General features: G+C 67.8%; 22 protein-coding genes. 8 read left to right on the top strand and 14 right to left on the bottom strand.

The genetic code is table 11. The annotated features are described in order from the left end of the window. Window positions 1-45: 45 nt before the first annotated feature. Window positions 46-3075 (top strand): two-component regulator propeller domain-containing protein, encoded by a 3030-nt coding sequence (locus AC5P5W_RS14465; protein ID WP_197574548.1) that lies wholly within the window; start codon window positions 46-48, stop codon window positions 3073-3075. After that, window positions 3068-3721: a response regulator gene (locus AC5P5W_RS14460; protein ID WP_014647476.1), complete on the top strand. Its 654-nt coding sequence runs from the start codon at window positions 3068-3070 to the stop codon at window positions 3719-3721. Before AC5P5W_RS14465 ends, AC5P5W_RS14460 begins: the two co-directional genes overlap by 8 nt. Window positions 3722-4146: 425 nt before the next feature. Here AC5P5W_RS14460 and AC5P5W_RS14455 read toward each other — a convergent pair whose 3' ends face one another. Continuing rightward, window positions 4147-5337, bottom strand: a complete 1191-nt coding sequence (locus tag AC5P5W_RS14455; protein WP_111205571.1) for an MFS transporter — start codon at window positions 5335-5337, stop codon at window positions 4147-4149. 93 nt (window positions 5338-5430) lie between these two features. Between AC5P5W_RS14455 and AC5P5W_RS14450 the strand changes: the two genes are divergently transcribed. Next, window positions 5431-6360, top strand: coding sequence for a LysR substrate-binding domain-containing protein (locus AC5P5W_RS14450; protein WP_197575073.1), 930 nt, complete (start codon window positions 5431-5433; stop codon window positions 6358-6360). Window positions 6361-6453: 93 nt separating this feature from the next. On the opposite strand, the gene AC5P5W_RS14445 is transcribed toward AC5P5W_RS14450, so the two are convergent. Then, entirely contained in the window at window positions 6454-7911 is a 1458-nt protein-coding gene (locus tag AC5P5W_RS14445; RefSeq protein ID WP_111205577.1) for an amidohydrolase family protein, read from the bottom strand. Window positions 7912-7962: 51 nt separating this feature from the next. Then, the gene (locus tag AC5P5W_RS14440) at window positions 7963-8664 is read right to left on the bottom strand and encodes an ankyrin repeat domain-containing protein (RefSeq protein ID WP_197575071.1); all 702 of its coding nucleotides are present in this window, start codon (window positions 8662-8664) and stop codon (window positions 7963-7965) included. A 122-nt stretch (window positions 8665-8786) separates the two neighbouring features. On the opposite strand from AC5P5W_RS14440, the gene AC5P5W_RS14435 reads away from it, so the two are divergent. Both AC5P5W_RS14435 and AC5P5W_RS14430 read left to right on the top strand, forming a co-directional pair. Continuing rightward, the gene (locus tag AC5P5W_RS14435) at window positions 8787-9668 is read left to right on the top strand and encodes a LysR substrate-binding domain-containing protein (protein WP_046431153.1); all 882 of its coding nucleotides are present in this window, start codon (window positions 8787-8789) and stop codon (window positions 9666-9668) included. A gap of 208 nt (window positions 9669-9876) precedes the next feature. Next, window positions 9877-10314: a DUF3806 domain-containing protein gene (locus AC5P5W_RS14430; RefSeq protein ID WP_197575069.1), complete on the top strand. Its 438-nt coding sequence runs from the start codon at window positions 9877-9879 to the stop codon at window positions 10312-10314. Window positions 10315-10391: 77 nt separating this feature from the next. Here the strand turns inward: AC5P5W_RS14430 and AC5P5W_RS14425 are convergent, their stop codons facing one another. Further along, window positions 10392-11552: an amidohydrolase family protein gene (locus tag AC5P5W_RS14425; protein ID WP_180835378.1), complete on the bottom strand. Its 1161-nt coding sequence runs from the start codon at window positions 11550-11552 to the stop codon at window positions 10392-10394. 184 nt (window positions 11553-11736) lie between these two features. Here AC5P5W_RS14425 and AC5P5W_RS14420 point away from each other — a divergent pair, with 184 nt between their 5' ends. Beyond that, window positions 11737-12378, top strand: a complete 642-nt coding sequence (locus AC5P5W_RS14420; RefSeq protein ID WP_049440926.1) for a hypothetical protein — start codon at window positions 11737-11739, stop codon at window positions 12376-12378. An 80-nt stretch (window positions 12379-12458) separates the two neighbouring features. Here the strand turns inward: AC5P5W_RS14420 and AC5P5W_RS14415 are convergent, their stop codons facing one another. Next, window positions 12459-15185, bottom strand: a complete 2727-nt coding sequence (locus AC5P5W_RS14415; RefSeq protein WP_197575067.1) for a TonB-dependent receptor plug domain-containing protein — start codon at window positions 15183-15185, stop codon at window positions 12459-12461. Between the two features lie 179 nt (window positions 15186-15364). On the opposite strand from AC5P5W_RS14415, the gene AC5P5W_RS14410 reads away from it, so the two are divergent. Beyond that, window positions 15365-16000: a GNAT family N-acetyltransferase gene (locus tag AC5P5W_RS14410; RefSeq protein WP_075076513.1), complete on the top strand. Its 636-nt coding sequence runs from the start codon at window positions 15365-15367 to the stop codon at window positions 15998-16000. Here the strand turns inward: AC5P5W_RS14410 and AC5P5W_RS14405 are convergent. Both AC5P5W_RS14405 and AC5P5W_RS14400 read right to left on the bottom strand, forming a co-directional pair. Further along, the gene (locus AC5P5W_RS14405; RefSeq protein ID WP_046431172.1) at window positions 15997-16776 is read right to left on the bottom strand and encodes a CDP-diacylglycerol diphosphatase; all 780 of its coding nucleotides are present in this window, start codon (window positions 16774-16776) and stop codon (window positions 15997-15999) included. The genes AC5P5W_RS14410 and AC5P5W_RS14405 overlap by 4 nt on opposite strands. A gap of 68 nt (window positions 16777-16844) precedes the next feature. Continuing rightward, on the bottom strand, window positions 16845-17504 hold the full coding sequence (locus AC5P5W_RS14400; protein ID WP_142234897.1) for a decarboxylase: 660 nt from the start codon (window positions 17502-17504) through the stop codon (window positions 16845-16847). Window positions 17505-17673: 169 nt separating this feature from the next. On the opposite strand from AC5P5W_RS14400, the gene AC5P5W_RS14395 reads away from it, so the two are divergent. After that, entirely contained in the window at window positions 17674-17970 is a 297-nt protein-coding gene (locus AC5P5W_RS14395; RefSeq protein WP_014037553.1) for a hypothetical protein, read from the top strand. 69 nt (window positions 17971-18039) lie between these two features. On the opposite strand, the gene AC5P5W_RS14390 is transcribed toward AC5P5W_RS14395, so the two are convergent. The 7 genes from AC5P5W_RS14390 to AC5P5W_RS14360 form a co-directional block, all read right to left on the bottom strand. Continuing rightward, on the bottom strand, window positions 18040-18924 hold the full coding sequence (locus tag AC5P5W_RS14390) for a hypothetical protein (RefSeq protein WP_032957700.1): 885 nt from the start codon (window positions 18922-18924) through the stop codon (window positions 18040-18042). A gap of 111 nt (window positions 18925-19035) precedes the next feature. Then, window positions 19036-20736: a D-lactate dehydrogenase gene (gene dld, locus AC5P5W_RS14385; RefSeq protein ID WP_197575065.1), complete on the bottom strand. Its 1701-nt coding sequence runs from the start codon at window positions 20734-20736 to the stop codon at window positions 19036-19038. Then, window positions 20733-21872, bottom strand: coding sequence for an FMN-dependent L-lactate dehydrogenase LldD (lldD, locus tag AC5P5W_RS14380; protein ID WP_014647492.1), 1140 nt, complete (start codon window positions 21870-21872; stop codon window positions 20733-20735). Before lldD ends, dld begins: the two co-directional genes overlap by 4 nt. 4 nt (window positions 21873-21876) lie before the next feature. Then, a complete protein-coding gene (gene lldR / locus AC5P5W_RS14375) occupies window positions 21877-22641 on the bottom strand; it encodes a transcriptional regulator LldR (RefSeq protein ID WP_014647493.1) in 765 nt (254 codons plus the stop codon). 53 nt (window positions 22642-22694) lie between these two features. Next, complete coding sequence (lldP, locus tag AC5P5W_RS14370) at window positions 22695-24353, bottom strand: L-lactate permease (protein WP_197575064.1); 1659 nt, start codon at window positions 24351-24353, stop codon at window positions 22695-22697. Window positions 24354-24576: 223 nt separating this feature from the next. Continuing rightward, window positions 24577-25029 carry an MgtC/SapB family protein gene (locus tag AC5P5W_RS14365; protein ID WP_014647495.1) on the bottom strand — a complete coding sequence of 151 codons (453 nt, stop codon included), beginning with the start codon at window positions 25027-25029 and terminating at the stop codon, window positions 24577-24579. A 129-nt stretch (window positions 25030-25158) separates the two neighbouring features. Further along, complete coding sequence (locus AC5P5W_RS14360; RefSeq protein ID WP_014647496.1) at window positions 25159-25917, bottom strand: SDR family NAD(P)-dependent oxidoreductase; 759 nt, start codon at window positions 25915-25917, stop codon at window positions 25159-25161. Window positions 25918-26156: the final 239 nt, after the last annotated feature.

Below are 26156 nucleotides of genomic sequence, written 5' to 3'. Positions count from 1 at the left end.
GCCTACCCCGTTCGGGTCACCCCGGACTGCCCCGCACCTGCCAGAATGCGCGCCATGCGTGGCCGCCCCTTCCCGTTGCAACGTCACCTGCGGACGCTGCTGACCTGCCTGCTGCTGTTGACCGCCCTGCCCGCCCTTGCCGTGCAGCGCCCGCCGGTGAGCGGCGGGTTGCCCGATTACGAGCACACGGCCTGGCGCGTCGGCCAGGGCGCCCCCGGTGACATCTGGGACATCACCCAGGACCGCGATGGCCTGTTGTGGCTGGCCACCGGCTCAGGGCTGTACCGCTTCGACGGTCGTCGCTTTGAACGCCAGGCCGCTCCCGCGGGCAGCCATTTCCCGTCCACCAACATGGTCACCCTTGCGCGGGGCCGCGACGATGCACTGTGGATCGGCTACTTCCAGGCCGGCATCAGTCAGTTTGCGCGCGGCCAGCTGCACAACTACGGCCGCGACCAGGGCGTGCCGGTGGGTGTGGTGCCACACTTCAGCCAGGACCGTGACGGCCGGCTGTGGGCCGCGATCAATGGTGGACTACGCCAGTTCACTGGCCAACGCTGGCAGCCGCTGCCCGCTGGCATGGGGGTGCCGGAACATCGCGTGCAATGGCTGCTGCACGACAGCCGCGGCACCTTCTGGGTACTGGCCGACCTGAAGATCTGGGTGCGCGCGGCCGGCCAGGCGGCCTTCAAGGACACCGGCATCGCCGTTTCGCAGATGGCGACGCTGGCCGAAAGTCCGCAGGGGGAAGTGTGGCTGGCCGACCGCGTGCGCGGTACGTCGCCGCTGGCCAACGCACGAGGCCTGCTGCCGGACAGCGAGCGCGAGGCACGGCGGTTGCCGGAGCTGGTGGCGGCGCGCCTGCAGTTCACTGCCGATGGCGCGCTGTGGGCAACGATGAGCCCGCATGGCGGTGTCGCCCGGGTCACCTTCGATGGCGACCGCGCCATACGCATGGAGCGCTTCGATTCGCCGCACGGGCTGACCGCCACCTCGGCCGTGCCGATCATCGTTGATCGCGAAGGCAATCTCTGGGTCGGCACCAATCTCGGCCTCAACCGCTTCCGCGCGCGCAGCGTGCACACGCTGGCGGTTGGTCCCAGTGATCCCTACCGCTCGCTGGTGCGGGCCAGCGATGGCCATGTGTATGGCTATGGCGAAGACCTCAAGCCCTACGACCTCGAGCGCACCCTGCTCGATGGCAGCGCCACGCAGCTGCAGGCCGCCGCGCGCCAGGCAGCTGCCCCGATCTGGCAGTTCGACTGGGTCAACCTTGCGCGCACCGTGGCCGGCCGCACCACGCGGATTCCGCTGCCTGCGCCGTTCACCGGGCAACCACTGCATGCCCTGCTGTTCCCCGACGACGAACAGGCCTGGGTCTGCACCGGCGAACGGGGGGTGCTGCACTACCAGCAGGGCCAGTGGCAACGCGAACGCCGCCTGCCCGAACAGGCCTGCTCGTCACTGGCGCTGGATGCCAACGGCCAGCTGCTGCTCGGCTATGCAGACGGCCGGCTGCGCCGCATGGGGGCGACGCAGATCGAAACCTTCGACGCCAGCCACGGCCTGTCGGTCGGGCCGATCACGGCGGTACTCGATCATCAGGACCTCCTGCTGGTAGCCGGCGAGGCCGGATTGGCCGTGCGCCCGGGCAATGGCCGGTTCGTTCAGGTGAGCACCGACATGGCCGGCGTCATGGAAGGCATCACCGGCATGGTGGCCGATGCGAATGGCTACCTCTGGCTCAATGGCAGTCGTGGCCTGGTCCGGCTCGGGAGCGATCAGCTGCGGCGCGCACTGCGCAGCCGGCAGCCGGTGACGCCCCGCCTGTTCGATGCGGTGGATGGCATGCCGGGCATCGCCCTGCAGAGCGGACCGATCGCCACCACTGCACTGGCCAACGATGGCCTGTTGTGGCTGGCCACCAACCAGGGCCTGGCCTGGCTGGACACCACCCGCTCGCACGTCAACACCATGGCGCCCAGCGTGCGCATCGGCGAAGTGCTGTACGGCAGTGAACACCAGCCACTGCGCGATGGCCTGCGCCTTCCGGCCGGCACCAGCCAATTGCAGATCGATTACGTGGCGCTGTCGTTGGCGCGCCCGGAGCGCAACCGCTACCGCTATCGCCTGTCCGGGGTCGACGACGGCTGGCAGGATGCCGGCAGCAGCACGCGCGCGTATTACACCAACCTCGCACCGGGCAATTACCGGTTCGAGGTGGAAGCCGCCAACGAAGACGGCATCTGGAGCACTGCACCCGCCAGCCGCACCTTCCGCATCGCCCCTACCTTCATGCAGACCCTGTGGTTCAAGCTGCTGTGCGCCGCCGCGGTGCTTGCGCTGCTGGTCCTGGCGGTGCGCATCCGCAGCGGGCAGCTGGCTGCACTGTTCCGTGCGCGCCTGCAGGAACGCCATGGCGAACGCGAACGCATTGCCCGCGACCTGCACGACACGCTGCTGCAGGGCAGCCAGGGCCTGATCCTGCGGCTGCACGCGATCAGCCAGTCGCCGCAGACCCCGGACAGGGTGCGCGGCCAGCTGGAATCGGCGATGCAGCTGGCCGAACGCAACCTGGCCGAGGGCCGGGAGCGGGTCAACGCACTGCGCGACGGTCCTTTCGCGGGCCGCGACCTCGCTTCGGCGCTGGCCGATGTTCACGCCGAATACGCCGGGCACGGCACCAATCCGCTGCGCCTGACTGTGGAAGGCGCAACACCACCGCTGCAGGCCGATGCCGCCGAGGAGGTGTTCCTGATCGGCCGCGAGGCCATCCGCAATGCACTGCGCCACGCCAATGCCAGCGCCATCGAGGTAGAGCTGTCCTACGGCGCGCGGTGCTTCCTGCTGCACGTGCGCGACGATGGCGTCGGCATCGCCGACGAAAATGCCGGGCATGGCCATTGGGGCCTGCAGGGCATGCGTGAGCGCGCGCAGCGCCTCGGCGCGGAGCTGCGGCTGTGGACCCGCCCCGGGCTGGGCACTGAAGTCGCGCTGGCGGTTCCCGCCCGTCGCATGTATCACCGCCGCCCATCGCGTTGGCGCTGGCCCTGGAGTAGAAGCCACCATGACTGAGTCCCCTGCCCCGATCGGCGTGCTGGTGGTCGACGACCACCCGCTGCTGCGTGACGGCCTGGCCGCGCTGCTGGGCGCCCATTCCGACCTGCGCCTGCTCGGCGAGGCCGCCGATGGCGAGGAAGCCATCGAGCGCTATCAGCAGCTGCAGCCGGACGTGGTGCTGATGGACCTGCAGATGCCACGCCTGGATGGTGTGGAAGCCATCGTGCGGATCCGCGCGATGGACCCGCGTGCGCGCATCATCGTGCTGACCACCTATCGCGGTGACGTGCGTGCGGTACGGGCGCTGCAGGCCGGCGCCAGTGCGTACCTGTTGAAGGACATGCTGCGCCACGAGCTGGTCGATACGATCCGCATGGTCGCTGGCGGCCGGCGCGCACCGATACCACCGGCAGTCGCTGCGAGCATTGCCGCACATGTGGTGGAGGACCGGTTGTCGCCGCGCGAGACCGAGGTGCTGCGGCATGTGGCCGGTGGCCTGTCGAACAAGCGCATCGGCGAGCGCATGCAGATTTCCGAGCAGACGGTGAAGGCACACATGAAGAGCCTGATGGACAAGCTCGGGGTGGGTGATCGCACGCACGCGGTGACCCAGGCGCTGCGGCGCGGCATCATCAGCCTGGACGACAGCGGTCACGACTAGGGGGTTGTTCGGCAGGGCTTGCAGCCCTGCACCCGCTACGCGCTGGAGCAACAGCAACAGCAACAGCATGGATTCCGTGGGATGGCGGGGCGGTGTCGGACTGCGGGGACGCTGCAAGTACGTCCCTGCAAGCTTGGCAGCCGCATCCATGCGGCTGACACCCCGCACTCCGACACCGCCCCACCTCTGACGGATTCCGATGGCGTTTGGTAGGTGTCGACCTTGGTCGACACTTCTGTCAGATATCGAAATCAATCAGGGGTCAGATCCGTTTTCCTTCGGAAAACGGATCTGACCCCAAGAGCCGTTCCAACAGACCGCAGGAACCTGTCGAAGGCTACTGAAAATCCGCTGTTTGCGCTGTTGCCGGCCAGCGGCCGGCACTACCGCAGGTGCAGGGCTGCAAGCCCTGCCGAACACCACCCCTACTTCAAACGCAGCAGCAGACTGCCGCCCGCGCACATCACCGCCAGCCAGGCCACGCCGTGCCACCCCCACTGCGCCAGCGCCAGGCTGCCCAGCGCACCGCCAGCGGCCATGCCGATGAACATGCCGGTGAACAGCAGCGCGTTGAGCCGGCTGCGTGCCGGCGGCACCAGGCCATAGACCAGCGTCTGGTGCGCCACCAGCGCCGACTGGAAACCGAAGTCGAACAGCAGCGCACTCACCACCAGCAGCGGCAGCAGCGCGGCGGCCGGCAGCCAGGCTTCGGCCAGCAGCAGGCCGAAGCCCAGCAGCGCCACCGCGATCGCCAACCGCGCCACGGCATGGCAACCCAGGCGATCAGCAAAACGTCCTGCGAACGGTGCGGCCAGCGCACCGGCCGCACCCGCAATACCGAACGCACCCGCCGCCGCACTGCCCAGGCCCAGGCGGGCATGCAGCATCAGCGCCAACGTCGACCAGAATGCGCTGAAGCCGACCGCCAGCAACGACTGGCTCGCCACCGCGCGGCGCAGCTGCGGCTGCTCGCGCCACAACTCCAGCAACGAGCCCAGCAACGCCGGATAGCGCAGCGTGCTGGTCGGTGCGAAACGCGGCAGCGCACGCGCCATCACTGCGCCCATCGCCGCCACCGATACCGCGGCCAGCACGAACTGCGTGCGCCAACCCCATGCCTCGGCCACCACGCCACTGACCACGCGCGACAGCAGGATGCCGAGCAGCAGGCCGGTCATTACCCGGCCGACGATCTGGCCGCGCTGTGCATCCGGCGCCAGCACCGCAGCGGCCGGCACGATGTCCTGCGCCAGCGTGGCCATCAACCCGACCAGCAGGCTGGCCATCAGCAGGCCCGGCAGGTGCCCGGCCATCGCTGCGGCGCCCAGTGCCAACGCCAGCAGCGCGGACTTCAACAGGATCAGGTGGCGGCGGTCGAAGCGGTCGCCCAACGGTGCCAGCAGCAGGATGCCCAGCGCGTAGCCGAGCTGGGTCAGGGTCGGCACCAGCCCGGCGGCGCGCTCACCTGCGCCAAGGTCCTGTGCGATCAGGCCCAGCATCGGCTGGCTGTAGTACAGCGAGGCGACCGAAAAGCCGGCGCCGGCCGCCATCGCCAGCACCAGCGGGGTGGAAGGCGCGTTCGCGGGTGCGACGACGGACAGCGAAGGGGTAGACATGGGGGAGTCCGGTGGAGGAAGTGGGCGTATCCTGCCCGTATTCGCCATGCGTCTGTAGTAGGCTCCTGCACATATACTTCATACGTGACACGCATGAATGACCTCGCCACCGGCGCCGATCGCCTGGATCTGCTGCGCACCTTCCTGCGCATCGTCGATGCCGGCAGCCTGTCTGCCGCCGCCGTGCAGCTGGGCACCACCCAGCCGACGGTCAGCCGGCGCCTTCAGGCACTGGAGCGGCAGCTCGGCCTGCGCCTGCTGCAGCGCTCCACCCATGGCCTGCAGCTGACCGAAGATGGCCTGCGCTGCCAGCGCCATGCGCAACGCGTGGTCGACGAATGGGAGTCGCTGCAGGCCGAACTGCACGGCGAACCGGAAACGCTGCGCGGACGCCTGCGGGTGATGGTGCCGCATGCCTTCGGCCAGGCGCAGCTGCTGCCGACCATGCTCGCGTTCCTCGCCCAGCACCCACAGCTGAGCCTGGAGTGGATCCTGGAAGATCATCGCCCGGATTTCATCGCCGAAGGCATCGACTGCGCGGTGCGGGTGGGACCGGTCGACGAACCGCGCATGGTCGCACTGCCGCTCGCCGAAGTGCCGCGCATCGTCGTGGCAGCGCCCTCGCTGGTGCAGGCCACCGCGATCAGCACACCAGAACAGGCGCAGGCACTGCCGTGGATTTCACTGGTCACCTACTACCGCGAACGCCTGCTGCTGCATGACGCACAGGGGCGTGCGCATACCCTTTCGATCAGCCCGCGCCTGCTCAGCGACAACCTGTTCGTGGTGCAACAGGCCGCATGTGCTGGGCTGGGTGCAGCGGTGGTCTCGGCCTGGCTGGTGGCCGGAGACCTCGCACAAGGGCGGCTGGTGCAGCTGCTGCCGGACTGGCAGGCGCCGGCGCTGCCGGTACACGTGGTATTTCCCGCCGCGCGCCAGCAGCCGCCACGGCTGCGCGCCTTCATCGATGCGATGAAGGCCGCACTGCCGCAGCTGCACGGAATGCGGCCGGCACCGCGTTAGGTCACTGGCCGCATCATCCACGCATGGCGTGGATTCCGTCCAACCCCATAGGGTCGGATCCCTTCCCACCGGGAAGGGCTCTGACCCTGTCGATCACTGCGTCTTCGCCGCCTCGGCATTCCACGCCGCCACCTTGGCCTTGGTATCAGCCAACATCTTGTCCAGCGCGGCGCGGTCATACACGTTGCCACGCAGGATCACGCTGTCGATCTTTTCGGTGGCGGCAATGTCCTGCAGCGGGTTGGCGGTCAGCAGCACCAGATCGGCGGCCTTGCCTTGAGCAACACCCCCGTAACGATTCATCTGGCCGAACCAGGCCGGGCCGGAACGGGTCGCGGCAGACAGCGCCTGCGGCGCGCTCAAGCCCTCCTTCACGAACAGCTGCAGTTCCTGGTGCAGGGCGATGCCCGGGAAGTTGAACGAGTTGAGGAAGCCCGCATCGGTGCCGGCGATGATCGTCACGCCGGCTTCCTGCAGCATCGGCAGCACGGCGGCCACCTGGTGGTACTGCGCATGGCGCGCTTCGATCTGCGCTGGCGTTGCCTTGGCGGCACGTTCAACGCGCCACTGGTAGGTCGCGCGCAGGCCCGGGCCGATGTAAGCCAGGTACGGATCGTTCGCGTGGTCATCCTGGTCAAGGAAATCGAGGATGCGGCCACCGTTGAGGGTCGGGGTCACGAACACGCCGCGCCTGGCGAAATCGCGGTAGGCACGCATCGCCGTATCGCGGTCGAAGCTGGCGTCGAGGCGGCGGTTGGCTTCGGCGCGGTCGATGCGGCCGGCACCGAAGTCGCCGGCAATCTGCGCCTCGTCCTTGCTCCCGGCCTTGAATGCGTAGTCCAGATGCTCGATCGAGGCCAGCCCGGCATCGACCGCCTGCTCCACGGTCAGCGCCATCGGGATGTGCCCCGACGCCTTGAATCCGGCATTGCGCGCGGCACTGGCCGAGTACAGGAACAGTTCCGGCTTCAGCGTGCTGTCGGTGATCTTCACGAAATCGACCTTGTCGTGCTGCAGGCGGGTGATCGCCTTGTCGACGTCGGCCTTGCTGCCCACTTCGATCGTGCCCTTCCAGACCGGCTTGAGGCCTTCGATCTTCGCGCCCGAGCTGAGCAGCCGCGGACCGAACAGCGTGCCCTTGGCAATTTCCCCGCGCCACTGCAGCACCTGCTCGGGAAGGTCGCCGGAACAGTCACGCACCGTGGTGATGCCGTGCGCGATGTACAACGGCAGCAGTGCCTTGTTCTCTTCGATCAGCGCCGGGCCACCACCAAAGTGCACGTGCATGTCCCACAGGCCCGGGATCAGGTACTTGCCCTTGGCATCGATCTGGCGGGCCGCACTCCATTGGCTGCGCAGCTGCGCGTCCGGGCCGACGGCGACGATGTCCTCGCCACGGATCACCACGCTCTGCCCGGCCCGGGTACTGGCGTGCTCGACATCGACCACGGTGGCATTGCGGATCAGCAGGTCGGCGCGCTCGCCGGCAGACGCCGACAGCGGTGCCACCGCAAGGAGGATGGCAAGGGACAACGGACGGGAACGGAACATGGACAGCATCCTGATGGGCACGCCCAGCGTGCGGGTGGAAGGGGTTTGCATTCAGCGCACCGCGCCGTGCTGGCGCAGCAGGGTCTCAATTCCGGTATAGCCGCGCTGGCGCGCATGCGCCAGCGGCGTCACGCCGTCGCCGTCGGCCAGCTCCGGGTCGGCACCGGCCTCCAGCAGCAACTGCACGATCTGCAGGTGGCGCGCACCGCCATCGCCGAGCAGGATCGCTTCCAGCAGCGCGGTCCAGTTCAGGCGGTTGACATGATCGACCGCCACACCGGCACGCAGCAGCGTGCGCACGGTGGCGACATGGCCGCGCTCGGCGGCCGGAATCAGTGCGGTGCCGCCGTAGCGATTGGTACTGCGCAGATCGGCGCCATGCGCCAGCGTCATCGCCAGGATCTCATCCAGGCCGCGCGCGCCGGCATACAGGTAGGCGCTGTCCTGCAACACATCCTTGGCATTGACGTCGGCACCGGCTTCGATCAGCTCGCGCGCGGCATCCACGTTGTTGCCCTGCGTGGCCAGCAGCAACGCCGTGCGACCCTGGCCATCGCGCGCCTCCAGCGTGGCGCCATCCTCTATCGCCTGCCGCACCGCATCGGCGTCGCCGCGGCTGGCGGCATCCCGCAGGCGCGCGTCTGCGTCGGCCCGGCACGTGGCGGTGCAGGCGGGGGTGACCATGGCCAGCAGGCACAACAGCAGCACGCGCGTGAACGGCGCAGGCCAGCCAGCGGAATGATGGACGCGCATGACAGTGTCTCCTCATGTCCGTCGCCACGGAACGCCGTGCGACGGTAGCAACAGCCGGGCATTGCCGGCCCCTGCCCTGCATGGTAGAAGTCGGCCTGGGTATCCAGAAGTGAAATGTTCAAATGCAAGACAGTGCCAAATCGAATAGAACCCTGTTCGAACTGGACCTGCTGCGGGCGCTGGTGATGGTGGCCGACTGCGGCAGCTTCACCACGGCCGCCACCCGCCTGCATTCGACCCAGTCCACGGTCAGCCAGAAGGTGCGCCGCCTGGAAGAGCTGGCGGGGCATCGCCTGCTCGAGCGCGGCCACCGCGACGTGCACCCCACCGACGCCGGCCACACCCTGCTCGGCTATGCGCGGCGCATGCTCGACCTGAACGAGGAAATGGCGCAGGCGCTGGCCGGCGCCACCGTGGAAACCGCGGTGCGCATCGGTGTCCCCGAGGACTTCGTCAACGCGCAGACCACACGCATGCTGGCCGCTTTCAGCCGCCGTCACCCGCAGGTGAAGCTGGAAATCAGCAGCGGCCTCAGCCGCGACCTGGCGCACGGCTTCGACCACGGTGAACTGGATCTTGTGCTGGTCAAGCAGCGGCGCAACAGCCGTCAGGCGGTGCACTGCCGCCGCGAGCCGATGCACTGGATCGACAGCCTGCGCAGCAGCTGCCTGCAGCAGGACCCGCTGCCGCTGGTCACCTTCCCGCCGCGCGGGCTGTACCGCGACGAGATGATCCACGCCGTGGAAGCGCTGGGCCTGCGCTGGCGCATCGCCTTCACCAGCTCGTCGCTGAGTGGCATCCAGGGCGCCGTGGCCGATGGCATCGGCATCAGCCTGCTGCCCCGCCGCGCGGTCGCCCGCGATCATCGCATCATCGATGGTGAGCGCGACCTGCCGGTGATCGACAACTACGAAATCGGCCTGCTGCATCGTGCGGACGCCGACGATGCGGTGCGCGCGCTGGCCAGCGAGCTGTGGCGGCAGGTGCAGCGCGAACCGGATTGACCACTGCAACTGCGGTAGCGTGGGCCGCTGGCCGGCAGCAGCGACGGCAACATCGTCCCGCGTGGGGTCAGATCCGTTTTCCGAAACGGATCTGACCCCGAAGCGAAATCCGCGCATTGACCATCGAAAGCTGATCACGCCTGTCGCGCGGAAGTCACGGCTCTGCCGCTAGAGTGCCTCCTGTTTCCGTGCTCCACGGCATCGTGTCATGTCCGACGAAATCCCCGCCCGCTTCGACCCCCTGCCCGCCGCCCTGCAGACGCACCTGCAGCACCAGCGCTCGCTGATCGCCGCGCGCGTCGCCGCCGGCTTCCCGTCGCTGCCGGTGCAATGGCCGCTGGCGGCCAGCACACTGCAGCGCGTGGTCGATGCCGAGCTGATCGACCGTGCCGACTGCGATGGCTGGGAAGCGCTGGGCGTGGCGTTCGGTGACACCCTGGCCCAACGCGTGCCGGGGCTGGCCTGGATGCAGGTCACCGACGCCTGGGGCATCGATGCAGTGCTGCGCTATGCCGACAGCAGCCTGCAGATCGGCGCCAGCACACTGCTGCTCAAGCGCGTCGAACAGGGCGAAGTCATCGACATCGCCCACCTGCTTGCGTGGCTGGAAGCGTTCGTCGCTACCCGCGCCGACGATTACGCCTGACGACACATCGAGGTGGATCCATGCCATGCGTGGATGAATGAGACCACGCGATGGCTCCCTCCACGCACGGCGTGGATCTACAACCAGCGGCCGTCAACCACCACCCGGCGCTCCACCGGCACCCCGGCCACGGCCGCCGGGCCATGGTCCGCACGCACGGCCACGAACGTCGCCGGCCGGCCTTCGGCGATGCCGTGCTGCGGCAGCCCGATCACCTGCGCGCCATGGGTGGTGACCATGTCCAGCGCCAGCATCAGGTCGCCATCGGTGTAGAAGCCCGAGCGGTAGCCCAGCAGCATCGCGCGCTGCAGCAGGTCCCCATTGCCATACGGCCACCAGCAGTCGCGGATGTTGTCATTGCCGGCGAACATGCGCACGCCGGCGTCGTGCAATGCACGCAGCGGCGGGAACGGATGGTCGCCCGGCGCGTTGCTCATGATCGCAACGCCCGCCGTGGCCAGTGCTTCACCCACCTGCAGCGCGCGCGCCAGCGGCACGTCGCCCAGCGAGTAGGCATGGCTGACCGCAACGCGTCCCTGCAGGCCGGCGGCACGGGTGCGTGCGGCGATGCGCAGCAGCTGGGCCAGTCCGGTTTCGCCGGGCTCATGCAGGTGGATGTCCAGCTGCACGCCATAGCGCTCGGCCAGGCCGAACAGCAGGGCCAGCTGGCCTTCGGCATCGCCGTCGAGCGTGGTCGGATCTATGCCGCCCAGCACCTCCACCCCTGCGGCAAGGGCCTGCTCCAGTACGGCGGCGGTGCCGGGACAGGACATCACCCCGGCCTGCGGGAACGCCACCAGCTGGATCCGCATGATGTCGGCACAGCGCCGCGCCGCTTCGCGGACCGCCTCGAGATGGCGCAGGCCGGTGCTGCCATCCACATCCACGTGGCAGCGCATCGCCACAGTGCCGAAGCGGCTGCACTGGCGGATCAATGCCTCGGCACGGTCCACCATCGGCGCGGCACCCGCTACCGCGGCCTTCTCCACCGCCAGCCGCTCACGCAGGCTGTTCACCGGCTGATGCGGGTGCCAGCGGTCGCCGACGAAGCTCTTGTCCAGATGGATGTGGCCGTCGACCAGCCCGGGCAGGACTGCGAAGCCCTGCAGGTCGACGCATTCCGCCCCGTCGGCCGGCGAGGCCTCGCCATTGAGGCCACTGATGCGGCCGCCACGGATATGGAAATGCAGTGGCGCGCCGTAGCGGTCTACACCGCCATGGACGAACTGAAGCGTCATCGGAAACTCCCGGAAAGCCAAGTCATGGCGCCATCCTGCGCGCTGGCACTGCCATCGGCCAACGAAATATCTGGATGCCACACATTCATCAGAACGATGAATGCCGCCGCGACGGCGGCTCGCAGCCACGCCGTGCACACGCCTGAACGGGTACCATAGGCACCTGTTTCCGCTGTGATGCCGCATGGGCCCGTCCGACCGCCACGATCGTCTCCGCCGCTGGCAGGCCGCGTCCCTGCTGGCTGCTGCCCCGATGGCCAGCCTGTCCGCCACTGATGCGGCCGCCACCGCGCCGCTGCAGGCGCCGCCTGGCCAACAGCGCATCGCCCCGGCGGCGCTGGTCGAGCGGCTGCACCAGCGTGTGCTTTCCGGGCAGAGCGCCACCGCCACCCTGGAACACTGGTGCGCCGAACACGGCCTGGCCGAACAGGCGCGGGTGCGCGCGGTGCGTGTACACGGCCAGGACAAGACAGCACCGGCCGACGTGCTGCAGGCACTGGGTGCGAAACCCGGCACCGCCCTTCGCTACCGCCGCGTGCAGCTGGTCTGTGGCAGCCGCGTACTCTCCGAGGCCGACAACTGGTACCTGCCGGACCACCTCAGTCCCGCCATGAACCAGGTGCTGGACAGCACCGACGAACCCTTTGGCCGCGTGGTTGGCCCGCTCGGCTTCCAGCGCCAGACACTGGCTGACCAGACCTTCTGGCCACCGCGTGGCGAAGGCGACCGCAGCGTGATCCTGGAAGTGCGCGCCCTGCTGCGCGATCGCCAGCAGCAGCCCTTCAGCTACGTCATCGAGTCGTACCTGCAGCAGGCACTGCCCTAGGCCACCGGCGCCCGCCATCACAGCGGACATCGACACAGCAGAAGGCCCGGCATTGCCGGGCCTTCTGTTTGCCAGCCGGATCAGCGGAACCGGTAGTCCAGCTGCAGCCAGTACTGGCGGCCATACGGGTCGTAGTTGCCAACCGGATAGAACGGCCAGCCGCCACCGTTCCTGTCCGCCGGCGGGCGGCTGTCACGCAGGTTGTTGACGATCACGCCCACCGACAGGTTCTCGCCGAACTGGCGGAACACGCTGGCGTTGTAGGTCATGTACGGCGCGATGCGGCCACTGCCATCGGTCTTCGGCAGTGAACCGAAACGGTTGCCGTACAGCGTGGTGGTCCAGTCACCCTGGTTCCAGGTGATGCTGCCATTGGCCTTGCTGCGCCACTGGTAGTCATCCAGCGAATTGCGGATGTCACGCTCCGGATCATCGGAGAACTGCCGGTACGTGTGCTCCAGCACCACGGTATAGGCCAGGCGCGTAGTGAAGCGGCCATAGCGGCCGGCATCGAAACGCCAGTTACCCTTCAGGTCCAGGCCACGCACCGATTCGGAGGCCGCGTTGATCGGATTGATCAGCACGCGGGTCACCTGGTCCGGCTGCACGGTTGCAGTGGACGGGTTGCGGATCACCCGCGACAGCGCGTCCTGGCACAGCGGTGAACCGATATCGCGCGCTTCCCCACCCAGCGTGCGGCCCAGGCGGCAATCGGCTTCGTCGCGCAGGATGCGGCTGGTATCGAGGCTGGTGACCTCGTTGTCGATGCGGATGTCGTAGTAGTCGGCACTGAAATCCAGGCCGGACAGCGGCGACCAGACCACGCCGAAACCATAGGATTTCGCGGTTTCCGGCTGCAGCTGCGCGTTGGCGCGGTTGCTGTAGTCGATCGACAGGCCGTTGTAGTCGCAGTTGTCGTACGACTGGCCTGCGGTGCGGCAGCGCCAGTAGTCGGTCATGCCCGGGTTGTAGCCGCGGGTCTCGGTCGCGAACACGTAGTTCATGTCCGGCGCACGGAAGCTGGTCGCAGCAGAGCCGCGGATCAACAGGCTCTCGATCGGGCGGAACTCGACGCCGAAGCTCCAGGTCGCCTTGCCGATGTGCTCGCCACCGGCGCGATACTGGTCATAGCGACCGGCCAGCGTCGTGGTCAGCGATTTCAGCAACGGCAACTGCAGCTCCACGCCGGCCGCATAGCGGTCACGATCACCGCCGGCACCGATACCGGCGCTGGTGTTCCAGAACTCGCCTGTGCCCAGTCGCGGGTCCGGGCGGTTGCGGTAGCCCTGGCTGCCGGCCTCGACCACCGCCGCCAATGCAGCGTCGCCACCGGGCAGCGCGAACAAACGGCCGTTGACGCTGGCGCTGAAGGTCTGCAGCCACGCCGCATTGCGGCTTTCCTGGTAGCCGGACAGGCCCTCGTATTCGCCCGGGGTCAATGGTTTGAACAGGCGTGCCGGGTCGGGCGCATAGACCTCAACGCCATTGCGTACGCCCAGCTTCGGACCGAGCAGGTATTCGTTGATGCCGGCCAGCAGCACCGGTCGGCGGGTGCGGTTCTCGTAACGCGAGCGGCTGTAGACCGCTTCGTAATCCCAACCGCTGTCGCCGATCTGGCCACGTGCGCCGACGTTGAACGACCACGAGTTTTCCAGGAAGCGGTTGGCATTGCGCGGCAGGCCGCCGATTTCCTCCGGCGCGAAGCGGCGGTACCAGCTTTCCAGGTTGCCGGTGGTCTGGTTGTAGAAGTAGTTGCGGGCCGAGGTCCAGGTCGGTGCACGCGTGTTGTTGTAGATCCGCGCGCTGCCCACGGCGACATCGGCGAACAGGTCGGTGGTCTCGTTGACGTGGAAGGTCAGCAGACCGTAGCCGTTGAGATTGCGCTTCTGGGTCTGCACGGTCCAGTAGCTGGCGGCGGCCTCGTTGCTGCCGCAGTACCAGCCCTGGCGCGGGTTGTTGGCACGGAACACGCTGCCGCCATAGATGTCCGACGCGGCGTCGCAGCCGTTGACGCCCGGATCGATGTTGCGGCCGGTGGCAGCATTGCGCCGATAGGCGATCGCGGTCGCCTGCGGCGCCTTGCCGGCCGGGTCATCGTCCAGCGAATCCATGAAGTCGCGCTGGCGCGCGTGGATCGCCTTGCGCACGTCGAACTCGAAACCGAACAGGCCGTCCCAGCGCTCGCCGGAACTGCCGCCCACCACCTGCACGCGCTGGTTGTCACCGCCGCCCTGCTGGGTGCCGCCGGCGCGCACGTTCACGTCCACGCCTTCAAAGCGGTCCTTGAGGATGATGTTGACCACACCGGCAATGGCGTCGGATCCGTACACCGCCGACGCACCGGCAGCCAGCACTTCGATGCGTTCGATCAGGGCGCTGGGAATGTTGGCCAGGTTGACAACGTTCACCGAGCCTTCGTAGGCCAGCGGGTAGTCGGCCTGGCGACGGCCGTTGACCAGCACCAGCGTGCGGTTCGGACCCAGCCCGCGCAGATTGATGGTGTTGGCGGCCGGCGTGAACGTATTGCCGAAATCCTCGCCCTGCACGTTGCCGGTGTTCTCGGTCAGCGCGCTGAGGGCGTCGAAGGCATTGCGGTAGCCCTGTGCGTCGATCTGCTCGCGGCTGATCACCGTCACCGGCGAGGGTCCCTCGACACTGGCACGTGGAATGCGCGAGCCGGTGACCTTCACTTCCTGCAATGTGGTGGGCGCGCTTTCCTGCGCGAAGGCCGGCAGCGAGGCCAGCATCAGGGACGACAGCGCGAGCACCAGCGGACGCGGGCGCATCGCCTTGTGGGAGGCGGACATGGGCTTCCTGGGGGAGTGGGCGGGTGGTACGGGAGCCGCAGCCGGTACGACACATAACGATCCCGTAACGAAAGTGTCCTGAATGGGTGGTTTCAACGGAAATGACCAGCCCTGATGGGCTTATGCCTGAACCGAATCAGACGCGTTTACGGCACCACCCCACTTTTGCAATGAATTGCATGGCCTGGCGCGTCAGTGATGCGCATCGTGCCGGGATGACCAACAGCGCCCCTTCCACCCACTTCGCCCCACTACGACCCGTCCTGCGCCGCCACTTGCTCCACCTCCAGGCCACGCCCATCACCCTGCGTTCGTTCCAGCGCACCGACCTGCCACGCTGGCGTGCCTTCGACGACCGTCGCCAGCGCGGCCAACGGCCGTCCTACGGCATTGATGAAGAGGCGCGGTTCCTCGCCAGCGTCTATCGTTCACGCCTGCAGGAAGACAACGACCTGCTGGTGCTGGGTGTGTTCGACGACGTGCAGGGCGTACTGCACGACCAGCTGCATATCCGCCTGCAGTCGCTGCACTCGCGCTGCGCCGAGCTGCAATCGCTGCAGCACCGGCACCCCCATCCGCAGGCGGCACTGCGGGCACTGTGCCCGTTCCTGTTCGACGATGTCGGCCTGCACCGCCTCTTCGTGCTGCTGCCGCCAGGCTGCACCAGCCCGTTTGCCCAGGCGCTGCAGGCCCATGGGTTCATCCGCGAAGGGATCCTGCGCGACTACCATCTGGACGCGCAGGGATGGCATGACCGTCAGCTGCTGGCGCTGACCGCGTCGGCCTGGCGCAGCTGCCAGCAGCCGATCGGCTAGCGCACCCGCTCCAGTGCCGCACCGGCACCGGTCAAGACCGTGCAGGCATGGTCCTGTAGTTCCTCGCCGCTGGCATCGTTGCCGCTGGCGGCATCCACGCGGGTAGCCAGCAGGATGAAGCCGGGGCCGCCCTGCACCTCGCCGCGCCCGGCCACCACCAGGCTCCACTGGCCCACATCGCCCACGCCGCTCAGGCCATAGGCCAGCAGATTGAGCGGATTGGCGGTCAGTTCTGCACCGGGCAGCAGATAGGCCTGGTACTGATGCCCGCGCAGCGGCACCGGAAACGGTGACCAGCGCGGACCGAGCGCACCGGCATGTGCATCCAGTGCCTGCAGCACATCCGCGCGCAGGCAGTCGACATGGATATGCAGCTGGTGCTGCGAGCGACCGTGCGGCGAATTCAGTGCCAGGCTGGCCACGCTGCGCGGCAGCGGCCGGCCCAGGGCCTGTTCGGTATGCCCGCGCGCCTGCCAGGCGGCCGCAAAATAGTTGGGTACCCCACGCTGGTACAGGCCGTGGCTCTCGATGCCACTGACCTTGTCCAGCGGCATCAGCAGGAACTGGTAGTCACCGTGCGCATCCTTGACCAGCACGTCGCGGCGGTCGGCCGCCGTCTCCACCCGCAGGCAACTGCCACGCGGTCCTTCCACCGCCTTGCAGTCACGCTCGATCAAGCGCCACAGCGCATCGGAATGGGCCGGCGGTGGAGGTGGCGCGCTGGCGCAGGCGGACAACAGCAGCAGGGACGACAGCAGCAAAGGGCGCAGGGACACGGCAGCAACTCACGGAACAGGCACGGCAGACGGCGCCGCGCTGCATTCTAGCCAGTGCAGTGCTGCAGTCAGTAGGTGCCGAACGGCACTTCAACCACGAACGGGGCCTCGCCGTCGCCGCCCTGCAGGGTGTAGCGGTCCAGCGCGCCATCATCATCGGCGTGCGGCTGGCGCTGGAAATGCACGGAATAACGGTTGTCGCCCAGCAGGACGGCACTGCCATCGTCCTCCAGGGCGGCGCCCTCGGGGATCAGCAGCCCACCCAGGTCGCTGTAGGCCCCGGGCACATCGGCGAAGCCGTAGTCTGCCAGTTCGTCCACACGCTGCATCGCATAGACATGCGGCAGATAAGGACGCGCCGGGCTGCGGCCATTGCTCAGGTCGGTCACCCAGGCCTGCGGCAGGTGGTACTGCTCGCGCAGCGCGGCCACGCCCAGCGACGGGCTGGCCACCTGCAGGCAACACACCGCCCGCTTGCCTTCACGGTCGAGGACGGCGAAACGGTCGCCGCGGGTCGCCGCCTGCGGCAGCATGGCGAAGGCCAGATTGCGCTGGGCCGGCGCGTAGCCGGCCTCGGTCTGAAGGTTGCGCCACGCGCCGAACACCGGCGTTTCCGCGGCTGCGGCCGGCACTGGCTCGGCGGCAGTGGCGGCACACGCCACGGCCAGCACCGATACTGCAAGTACCGTCATCGCCCTGCGCTTGTCGCGGAAACTGTCTGCCGTCATACCGTATCCAGCACCTGCACCGGAATGGCCCGGCCTGCCCGCTGGCGCGATGCCAGTCATCCCTCCCACTATGCAGTGGCTACGCCGTGCCGGCAATGACCGGGGCGCTGACGCCTTTCGCGCGCCGGGTGCTATCGTTCCGCCCATCTTCCCTGCGCAGGAGCGCTGCATGTCCGCCTTCCGTCTGTCCCTGTTGCTACCCGCGTCGGCCCTGCTGCTGTCGGCCTGCGTCAGCACCCCCGGTCCGCAGGTCAAGGGTACCGGCCACTGCGACGCCAGCCAGCTGGGCTGGGCAATCGGCCAGCCTGCCAATGAGCCCAACATCCGCCGCCTGTCCAGCGAAAGCGGTGCCGGCCTGGTCAACCCGATCGGCCCCAACACCATCACCACCAAGGACATCCGCCACGACCGCCTGCGTGTGTACGTGGACAAGGACAACATCATCACCGCCACCCGCTGCGAGTAGGCGCTGTAGAGCCGAGCCCATGCCCGGCTGCGCTTCCGTGACAGCCGAGCGCAGGCTCGGCTCTACAGCTCAGGGCTCGGTATACCCCGCGCAGTCCGGCAGCGCCTGGTCGGGGTGGAACACCCCATCACTGAAGCGGAACAACCGCGTGTAGCTGCACGCCGGGTCCTGCTCGGTGCGCAGGTCCTTCTTCTTCAACGGCCCCTTGGCCAGCGAATCCTCGAAGCGTGAGACACCGGCCGGGAACCGCGTCGCCACCGTCTGGTAGCGCAGCACCGGCATGCCCCCGGCGGCGGTATCCAGCGCCAGCCTTGCCGAGAACCCGTACTCGTCGTGGCAGGCACCGGCGCGCTGCTTCATGTCCTGCTCGCTGAAACAGGCGCGGATCATCGCGTTGCCCAGCCATGGCAGGGTCAGCACGTCGTCGTCCACCTGGATGTCATCCTGCAGGTGACGCACGCGCGCCAGCTGCAGCGTGGACGCGTCGGCACCACCGCCTGAGTACATCGTGCTGAATTTGACGATACCGCCCACCAGCACGTTCTGGCGGGCGCGCTGCCGCGGGTCGCTCACTGCCTCATCGCTGCCAACGCCAGGCGCAAGCCGCACGATCCACGGCCACAGCGAAAGCTCGCTTTCCTGCGGCACGTCGATGCTGACGTGGTAGACGTGCGGCTCGCTTTCGCCGGCCTCCCGTTCAGAGACTTCCAGCGTCGTCGGCCGATCGCCGTCCTCGGCCACCGGCTGCACACGCACGCACCAGGCACGATCGAGGGTGCAGTACTGCATGCGTGCTTCGCCCTGCCCTCCCTGTTCCAGCACCTGCCCCAGCGGCTCCATCACGTTGCCGGCGGCGTCGCGCTGCTGCGGCAGGATCGCGGACTGCGCCAGCACCAGCAGCGGTGTTGCCAGCAATGCAGCGCATAGGGTCGCGCGGGCAACGATGGTGGGCATGGGCGGCTCCTGCGTACGGGATTCCGATGGTAACCGCTGTCCGGGTGGGGCTGAGCCATGCTCGACGGCTGTCTGTCGGGAAGAGCAGCCGAGCATGGGCTCGGCTCTACATCATCCGCAGTCGCAGCCACCCCACCCTTTTTCCTTCGAGGTCTGGCCGATGCCCGGATTGAACGTATTGCTCGGGTCCAGCTGCCGATAGAACCCGGCCAGGGCCGGCTTGGCCGGGTACAGGTGGCCGACATTGTGCTCGGCCGGATACTCGGCGCCGCGCTGGTCCAGCAGCGCCCACATCGCGTGCTCGATCGCCATCGGGTCTTCGCCCTTGCGTGCGATGTAGTCCTGGTGGAACACATGGCACAGGAAGTGCCCGTAATACAGCTTGTGCAGCAGGCGGCCATCGATATCGGCCGGCAACTGCTCGAACCAGTCGGCATCATCGCGGCGCAGGGCGATGTCCAGCGCCACGATATCCTGCACCTGGTCCCGATGCACTTCGCGGTAGCGCACCGCCGCGCCGGCCACCGCGAAGCGATGCAGGAACGCCTTGCGCCCCTCATCGGCCGTGCAGTGGAAGTAACCACCCTCATGATCGGCGAAGAAGCCGCGCAGCCAGGCCTCGGTTGCCGCCGCGTCCTGTGCGGAGACCTTCAGCAACAGGTGATGCTCGTAGCGCTGGCGGAATTCACCCATGCGCCTGGGCAGGTGCGAGGGCAGCAGGCCGGTCAGCATCTGCATCACCCGGTCGGTCACCCCGCGCAGGCCCAGCCGTTCGAACCATCCATCGACCCGGCTCTTCAATGCGAACGCGGCGGGCACACGGGAAGTGCCGAGGCGGTCGATCAACAGGAAGCTGTCCTTGCCGTAGCGCTCGCCGATGTCATAGGCATCGCGGTGGATGTACTCGCCGGCAATCGGCAGGCGCTCGAAGCCGGTCAGCAGCTGGCGCCGGATCGCAGTGAGGCTGTCGGTGCGGTTGCTGCCGATGTAGAAGACCTCGGCGGGCTCCTTTTCGAAGGTATCCAGGCGCACCGCGAACACCGCCAGCTTGCCGGCCGAACCGGCCGCTTCGAAGTGGCGGCTGGGGTCGGCGTTGAAGCGTGCCGGCGTATCGGCATCGACCCGGCGCACTTCCTCGGCGTAGCGTGGATCAGACGCGGCGCGGCCATCGCCGTCACCCACGTCGTCAGCGGCATAGTCACCGGCCTGGAGGCGCTGCAGGATCTGCTCGGGCGTATCACCCAGCGCGATGCCGAGGTGGTTGACCAGCTGCAACTGGCCCTGCGCATCGACCTGCGCATACAGCGCCAGCTCGGTATAGGCCGGGCCACGGCGCACCAGCGCGCCGCCGGAGTTGTTGCAGATGCCGCCCAGCACCGAGGCGCCGATGCAGGAGGAGCCGATCACCGAATGCGGTTCGCGGCCCAGCGGTGCCAGGGTCTGCTCCAGGCGGTCGAGCGTGGCGCCGGGCAGGCACAGCACCTGGCGGCCCTCGTTCAACAGCTGGATGCCGGTCAGGCGCAGCGTGCTGACCAGCACGATCGGGCGCCCATAGTCGTCCCCATCCGGGGTCGAGCCACCGGTCAGGCCGGTATTGGCCGCCTGCAGGATGATCGCCGCTCCGCCCTGCACCGCTGCCTGCAGCACATACCACAGTTCCAGCAAGGTACCTGGGCGCACCACCGCCAGCACCGGGCCATCGCCGAAGCGGTAGCCACGACGGAAGCGGCGCGTGGTCTTGTCGCCGGTCAACACATGGCGGCTGCCGACCGCGTCGCGCAACTGCGCCAGCACGGCGTCATGGCCACTCATGGCAGGTTGACCAGCGAATCGCGGCTGATGTCGGCGATGCGGCGCGCGCCGGTCAGTGTCATCGCCACGCGCATCTCCTTGGCGATCAGGTCCAGCAGGTTGGCCACGCCGGCCTCGCCCTGCGCGGCCAGCGCATAGACGAAGGCGCGCCCCAGCAGCACGGTATCGGCCCCCAGCGCCAGCATGCGCACCACGTCCAGGCCGGTACGGATGCCCGAATCGGCGAGGATCTTCAGGTCGCCCTGCACCGCATCGGCGATGGCCGGCAATGCACGTGCGGTAGACAGCACGCCATCCAGCTGGCGACCACCGTGGTTGGAGACCACGATGCCATCGGCACCGAACCTGACCGCATCGCGCGCATCATCCGGGTCGAGGATGCCCTTGATCACCATCGGGCCCTTCCAGAACTCGCGGATCCACTCCAGGTCCTTCCACGAAATGGACGGATCGAAGTTGCTGCCCAGCCAGCCGATGTAATCCTCCAGCCCGGTCGGGTTGCCGCGGTAGGTGGAGATGTTGCCCAGGTCATGCGGACGGCCGAACAGGCCGACGTCCCACGCCCAGTGCGGATGGGTGACGGCCTGGCCGATGCGGCGCAGCGAGGCATTCGGGCCGCTCATGCCGGAGTGTGCATCACGGTAGCGCGCGCCCGGCACCGGCATGTCCACGGTGAACACCAGCGTGGTCACGCCGGCGGCCTGTGCCCGCTCCAGCGCATTGCGCATGAAGCCACGGTCGCGCAGCACGTACAGCTGGAACCACATCGGCCGCTGGATGGCCGGTGCCACTTCCTCGATCGGGCACACCGATACGGTGGACAGGGTGAACGGGATGCCCCGGCTGTCGGCCGCGCGCGCCGCCTGCACTTCACCGCGGCGGGCATACATGCCGGTCAGGCCGACCGGCGCCAGCGCCACCGGCATTGCCAGCGTTTCGCCGAACAGCTCGGTTTCCAGGCTCAGATCGGACATGTTGCGCAGGATGCGCTGGCGCAGCGCGATGTCGGACAGGTCGGAAACGTTGCGCTTCAGCGTGTGCTCGGCATACGCGCCGCCATCGATGTAGTGGAACAGGAACGGCGGCAGCCGGCGTTGCGCTGCGGCACGGTAATCGGTGGAGGCGGAGATGATCATGGGGTCAACCGTGTGGGGAAGGCAGGCGCGAGGCCCGCGCACGCCGGGCTTCGTTGTCATCGAGCGTGCGCAGCGTGGTGTGCACGAACTCGAGGTGGGCATGCGCGGCGGCGCGCGCGCGTTCGGGGTCGCCGGCCAGCACCGCATCCATCATTTCGCGGTGCTGGTCGGACAGGGGCGAGAAGGTCCTCGCCGAGGTGTAGAGCTTCTCGCGGCTCTGCGAGATGTTGGTCTGCAGCAGTTCGAACAGGCCGCGCATCACCTGCAGCAGCACCAGGTTGTGGGAGGCCTCGGCGATGGACAGGTGGAAGGCCGCGTCAGCCTCTGCTTCACCGGTGGGGTCGTCCTTGCCGTGCGCGTCCATCATGGTCTGGAAGGCCTGCGCGATGCGCGTACGGTCCTCATCGGTGGCTCGCAGCGCCGCATGCCAGGCAGTGGCACCTTCCAGCGCGTGGCGGATCTCCAGCACGTCAAAACGGTATTCCGGGTCGCCCTGGAACAGCGGCAGGTACGGCGCCAGCGGTTCATCCAGCGCCTGCCGCGCGCGCGCCGCCGGTTCGGCCACGTAAGTGCCGCCACCGATGCGTGCGGTCAGCAGGCCCTGGCTGGCCAGCTGCGCGATGGCCTCGCGCAGCGCGGTGCGCGAGACCCCCAGCTGCACCGCCAGGGTGCGCTCGGCGGGCAACCGGTCGCCCGGCCGCAGCCGCTGTTCCTGCACCAGGCCGCGCAGCTGCGCGGCCACCCTGTCCGAAATACGTTGCGTGCTCATGGCGCCATTGTGGCCCGAAGCGCACAGCGGGTGGTCGGCCAGCCATGCATGGCTCAGGGAATCATCCAGGTCAGCCAGTAGGCCTGGGCCAGGGTGATCAGGCCGACCATCGTGGTGAAAATCAGGCTGTGCTTGACGGTGAAGCGGAACAGGTCCGACTCCTTGCCGGCCAGGCCGACCGCCGCGCAGGCAATGGCGATCGACTGCGGCGAGATCATCTTGCCGGTAACGCCACCGGTGGTGTTGGCCGCCACCAGCAGCACGTCGGATACGCCGATCTGCTGCGCGGTGGTGGCCTGCAGCGCCGAGAACAGCGCATTGGACGAGGTATCCGAACCGGTCAGGAACACGCCCAGCCAGCCCAGGAACGGCGAGAAGAACGGGAACGCATCGCCGGTGTGCGCCAATGCCAGCGCCAGTGTTGCCGACAGGCCCGAGTAGTTGGCGATGAAGGCGAAGGCGAGCACCATGCCGATCGAGTAGATCGGCATGCGCAGCTCACGCACGGTTTCGCCGAAGGTCTGCAGCGCCGACCGGGCCGGCATGCGCAGTGCGATGATCGCGATCACCGCCGCAAGGAAGATCGCGGTGCCGGTGGCCGAGAACCAGTCGAATTTGTAGATCGCCTCATAGCTGAGCGGCGCGTCGACGATCGGCGGCATCTTCTGCACCCTCTGGTCCAGGCCCGGCACCGGGAGCTTGAGCACCCAGCCTTCCAACGGGCCGCCTGCCGCGAACAGCGACTTGAACGGCTTGATGCTCCACAGCGTGACCATCGCGGTGAGGATCAGGAACGGCGACCACGCCTTGGCGATCTGGCCGACGCTGTAGCGTGGTGCCTCCAGTGCCTGCGCGGCCGCCTCGGCGCTGGTTTCGGTATCGAAGCGGAAGATCCGTGCCGGCTTCCAGCGGCGCAGGAACAGGGTCAGGCACACCAGCGACGCCAGCGAGGCGGTGATGTCCGGCAGCTCGGGGCCGATGAAGTTCGAGGTGAGGTACTGCGCGATGGCGAACGAGCCACCGGCCACCAGCACCGCCGGCCAGGTTTCCCTGATGCCACGCCAGCCATCCATGATGGCCATGATCCAGAACAGCACGATCACAGTCAGGAACGGCAGCTGGCGGCCGGCCATCTGGCCGATCTCGAATGCATCCAGGCCGGTGACCTGCCCGGCCACGATGATCGGAATGCCCATCGCACCGAACGCCACCGGCGCAGTGTTGACGATCAGGCACAGGCCGGCGGCATACAGCGGCTTGAAGCCCAGCCCGACCAGCAGCGCCGCCGTGATCGCCACCGGCGCACCGAAGCCGGCCGCGCCTTCCAGGAAGGCACCAAACGCGAAACCGACCATCAGCATCTGCAGGCGCTGGTCTTCGGTCACCGACAGGATCGAGGCGCGGATGATGTCGAACTGACCGGTCTTGACCGAGACCTTGTAGAGGAACACCGCGCCGATGATGATCCAGGCGATCGGCCACAGGCCGTAGACGAAGCCGAAACCGGCCGCGCCCAGCGCCTGGCTCAACGGCATGCGGTAGAACAACAGGGCCACGCCAAGCGCGATGGCCACGGTGATCGTGCCGGCCAGCCAGCCCTTCATGCGCAGCACCGCAAGGGCAACGAAGAAGAACGCGATCGGCAGCAGCGCGATCAGGCTGGACAACCACAGGTTGCCGGCGGGGTCGTACAGGTGTTGCCAGGGCTGCATGAAGGCTCTCGACTGGGGCGGGATGTGCTCCACCGCAGGCGGTGGGTCGCCGTGGCTGTCGATTATTGGTCGTACCAATAATGATTTCGATCAGACCACTTGCAGCGGATTTAACCGCCGCTCCGACGAAGTGCCTATTAGACCATAGGGCTAGACTTCATATTGGTCCGACCATTACGGCTCTCACGGTAGTGGCGGCCGCTGGCCGGCAACTAGCCCTTCCCTACGGAATCCTTTTCTCCAACCGCCGCATCACTGCCAGCACCAGCACGCACAGCACGCTCACCCCGATGGCGATCACGTACTTGCTGATCCCCACCGCAATCCCGATGGCCGCTGCCATGATCAGCGAGCTGGCCGTGGTCAGGCCGCTGACCTGGTCCTCGCGTGACCCACGCAGGATGGTGCCAGCGGCAACGAAGCCGACACAGGCCACCACCGCTTCGATCAGGCGCACCGGATCGACCTGCAGCAGGTCACGGTAGCGCTCCTGCTGGAAATGCTCGGCCACCGAGTCGCCGAGGCCGACGATCAGCGCAGCGGCCCCCGCGATCAGCATGTGCGTACGCAGGCCAGCGGCGTGCTTGCCCATCTCGCGCTCGACGCCGAGCACGCCGCCGAACAGCATCGCTGCGGCAACGCGCAGCAGGATCGAGACATCCTGGGTGAGTTCCATGGTCAAGCTCCGGGGTTTTCCCGGAGCGTCGCGTGGCCCCCGTGGCACAGAGGTGAAGGCCACGCCACAGTCCGTTCACCCGGTAGCGCCGGGCGACGCCCGGCGGCACCGCACCCTGCGTTCAACGCATCACTGCGCCAGGTAGCCACCATCGATGGCGTAGTACGCGCCGGTCGCAAACGAGGCGTCGTCGCTGGCCAACCAGGCCACCAATGCCGCCACTTCCTCGGCCGTGCCCAGCCGCTTCAGCGCGTGCCGTCCTTCCAGCGTGGCGCGCACCTTCGGGTCCATCTTCTCCAGCAGCGGTGTGCTGATGAAACCCGGACCCACCGCGTTGACACGGATGCCGTCGGCCGCATGTTCCCACGCGGCGGTCTGGGTCAGCCCGACCACGCCGTGCTTGGCCGCCGCATAAGCGGTGGAACCGGCATAGCCCACCTGGCCCAGGATCGAGGCCATGTTGATGATGCTGCCGCCGGTTCCAGCGGCCCGCATTGCCTGGATCTGCGCACGCTGGCACAGGAACACACTGGTGAGGTTGACGTCGATGACCCGCTGCCAGCCCTCGATCGGATAGTCGCCGCTGCTGGCCGCCGGCCCGCCGATACCGGCGTTGTTGACCGCCACATGCAGGCCGTCAAGTTCCTTGACCGTGCGCTGCACCGCCGCCTCCACCGCTGCATCGTCGGTGACGTCCAGCGCGATGCCGATGGCCTGTGCGCCGGTGCTGCGCAACTGCGCCACGGTGGCATCCACCGCATCCTGCTTGAGGTCCCAGACCGAAATACGGGCACCGGATGCGGCCAGCGTCTGTGCCACGGCCAGGCCGATGCCCGACACGCCGCCGGTCACGATCGCGGTCTTGCCGGTCAGCTGGTAATCAATCATCTGCATTCTCCATCGGTGGGGGGAGCGATGCGGCGCGCGGCCGCCAATCCATCACCTTACGCCGGCCGCTGTGACGAGCAGACCAACAGCCTGTCCGCGGATGATCGTTCCAGCAATGAAACCTCAACCGAAGTTCATGTAGGGAATCAAGTACGGATATAGCGGCAAAACGCTGGCGTATGTCCGGCACCCCGTTCAACTTGGCCGTAATGACCAATCGGTTTGACCGTATTCAAATC

Source organism: Stenotrophomonas sp. YJH_SMC_123 (assembly GCF_059368215.1).
The sequence above is the reverse complement of the archived record's forward strand: the minus strand, read 5'-3'. Positions and strand labels throughout refer to the sequence as shown.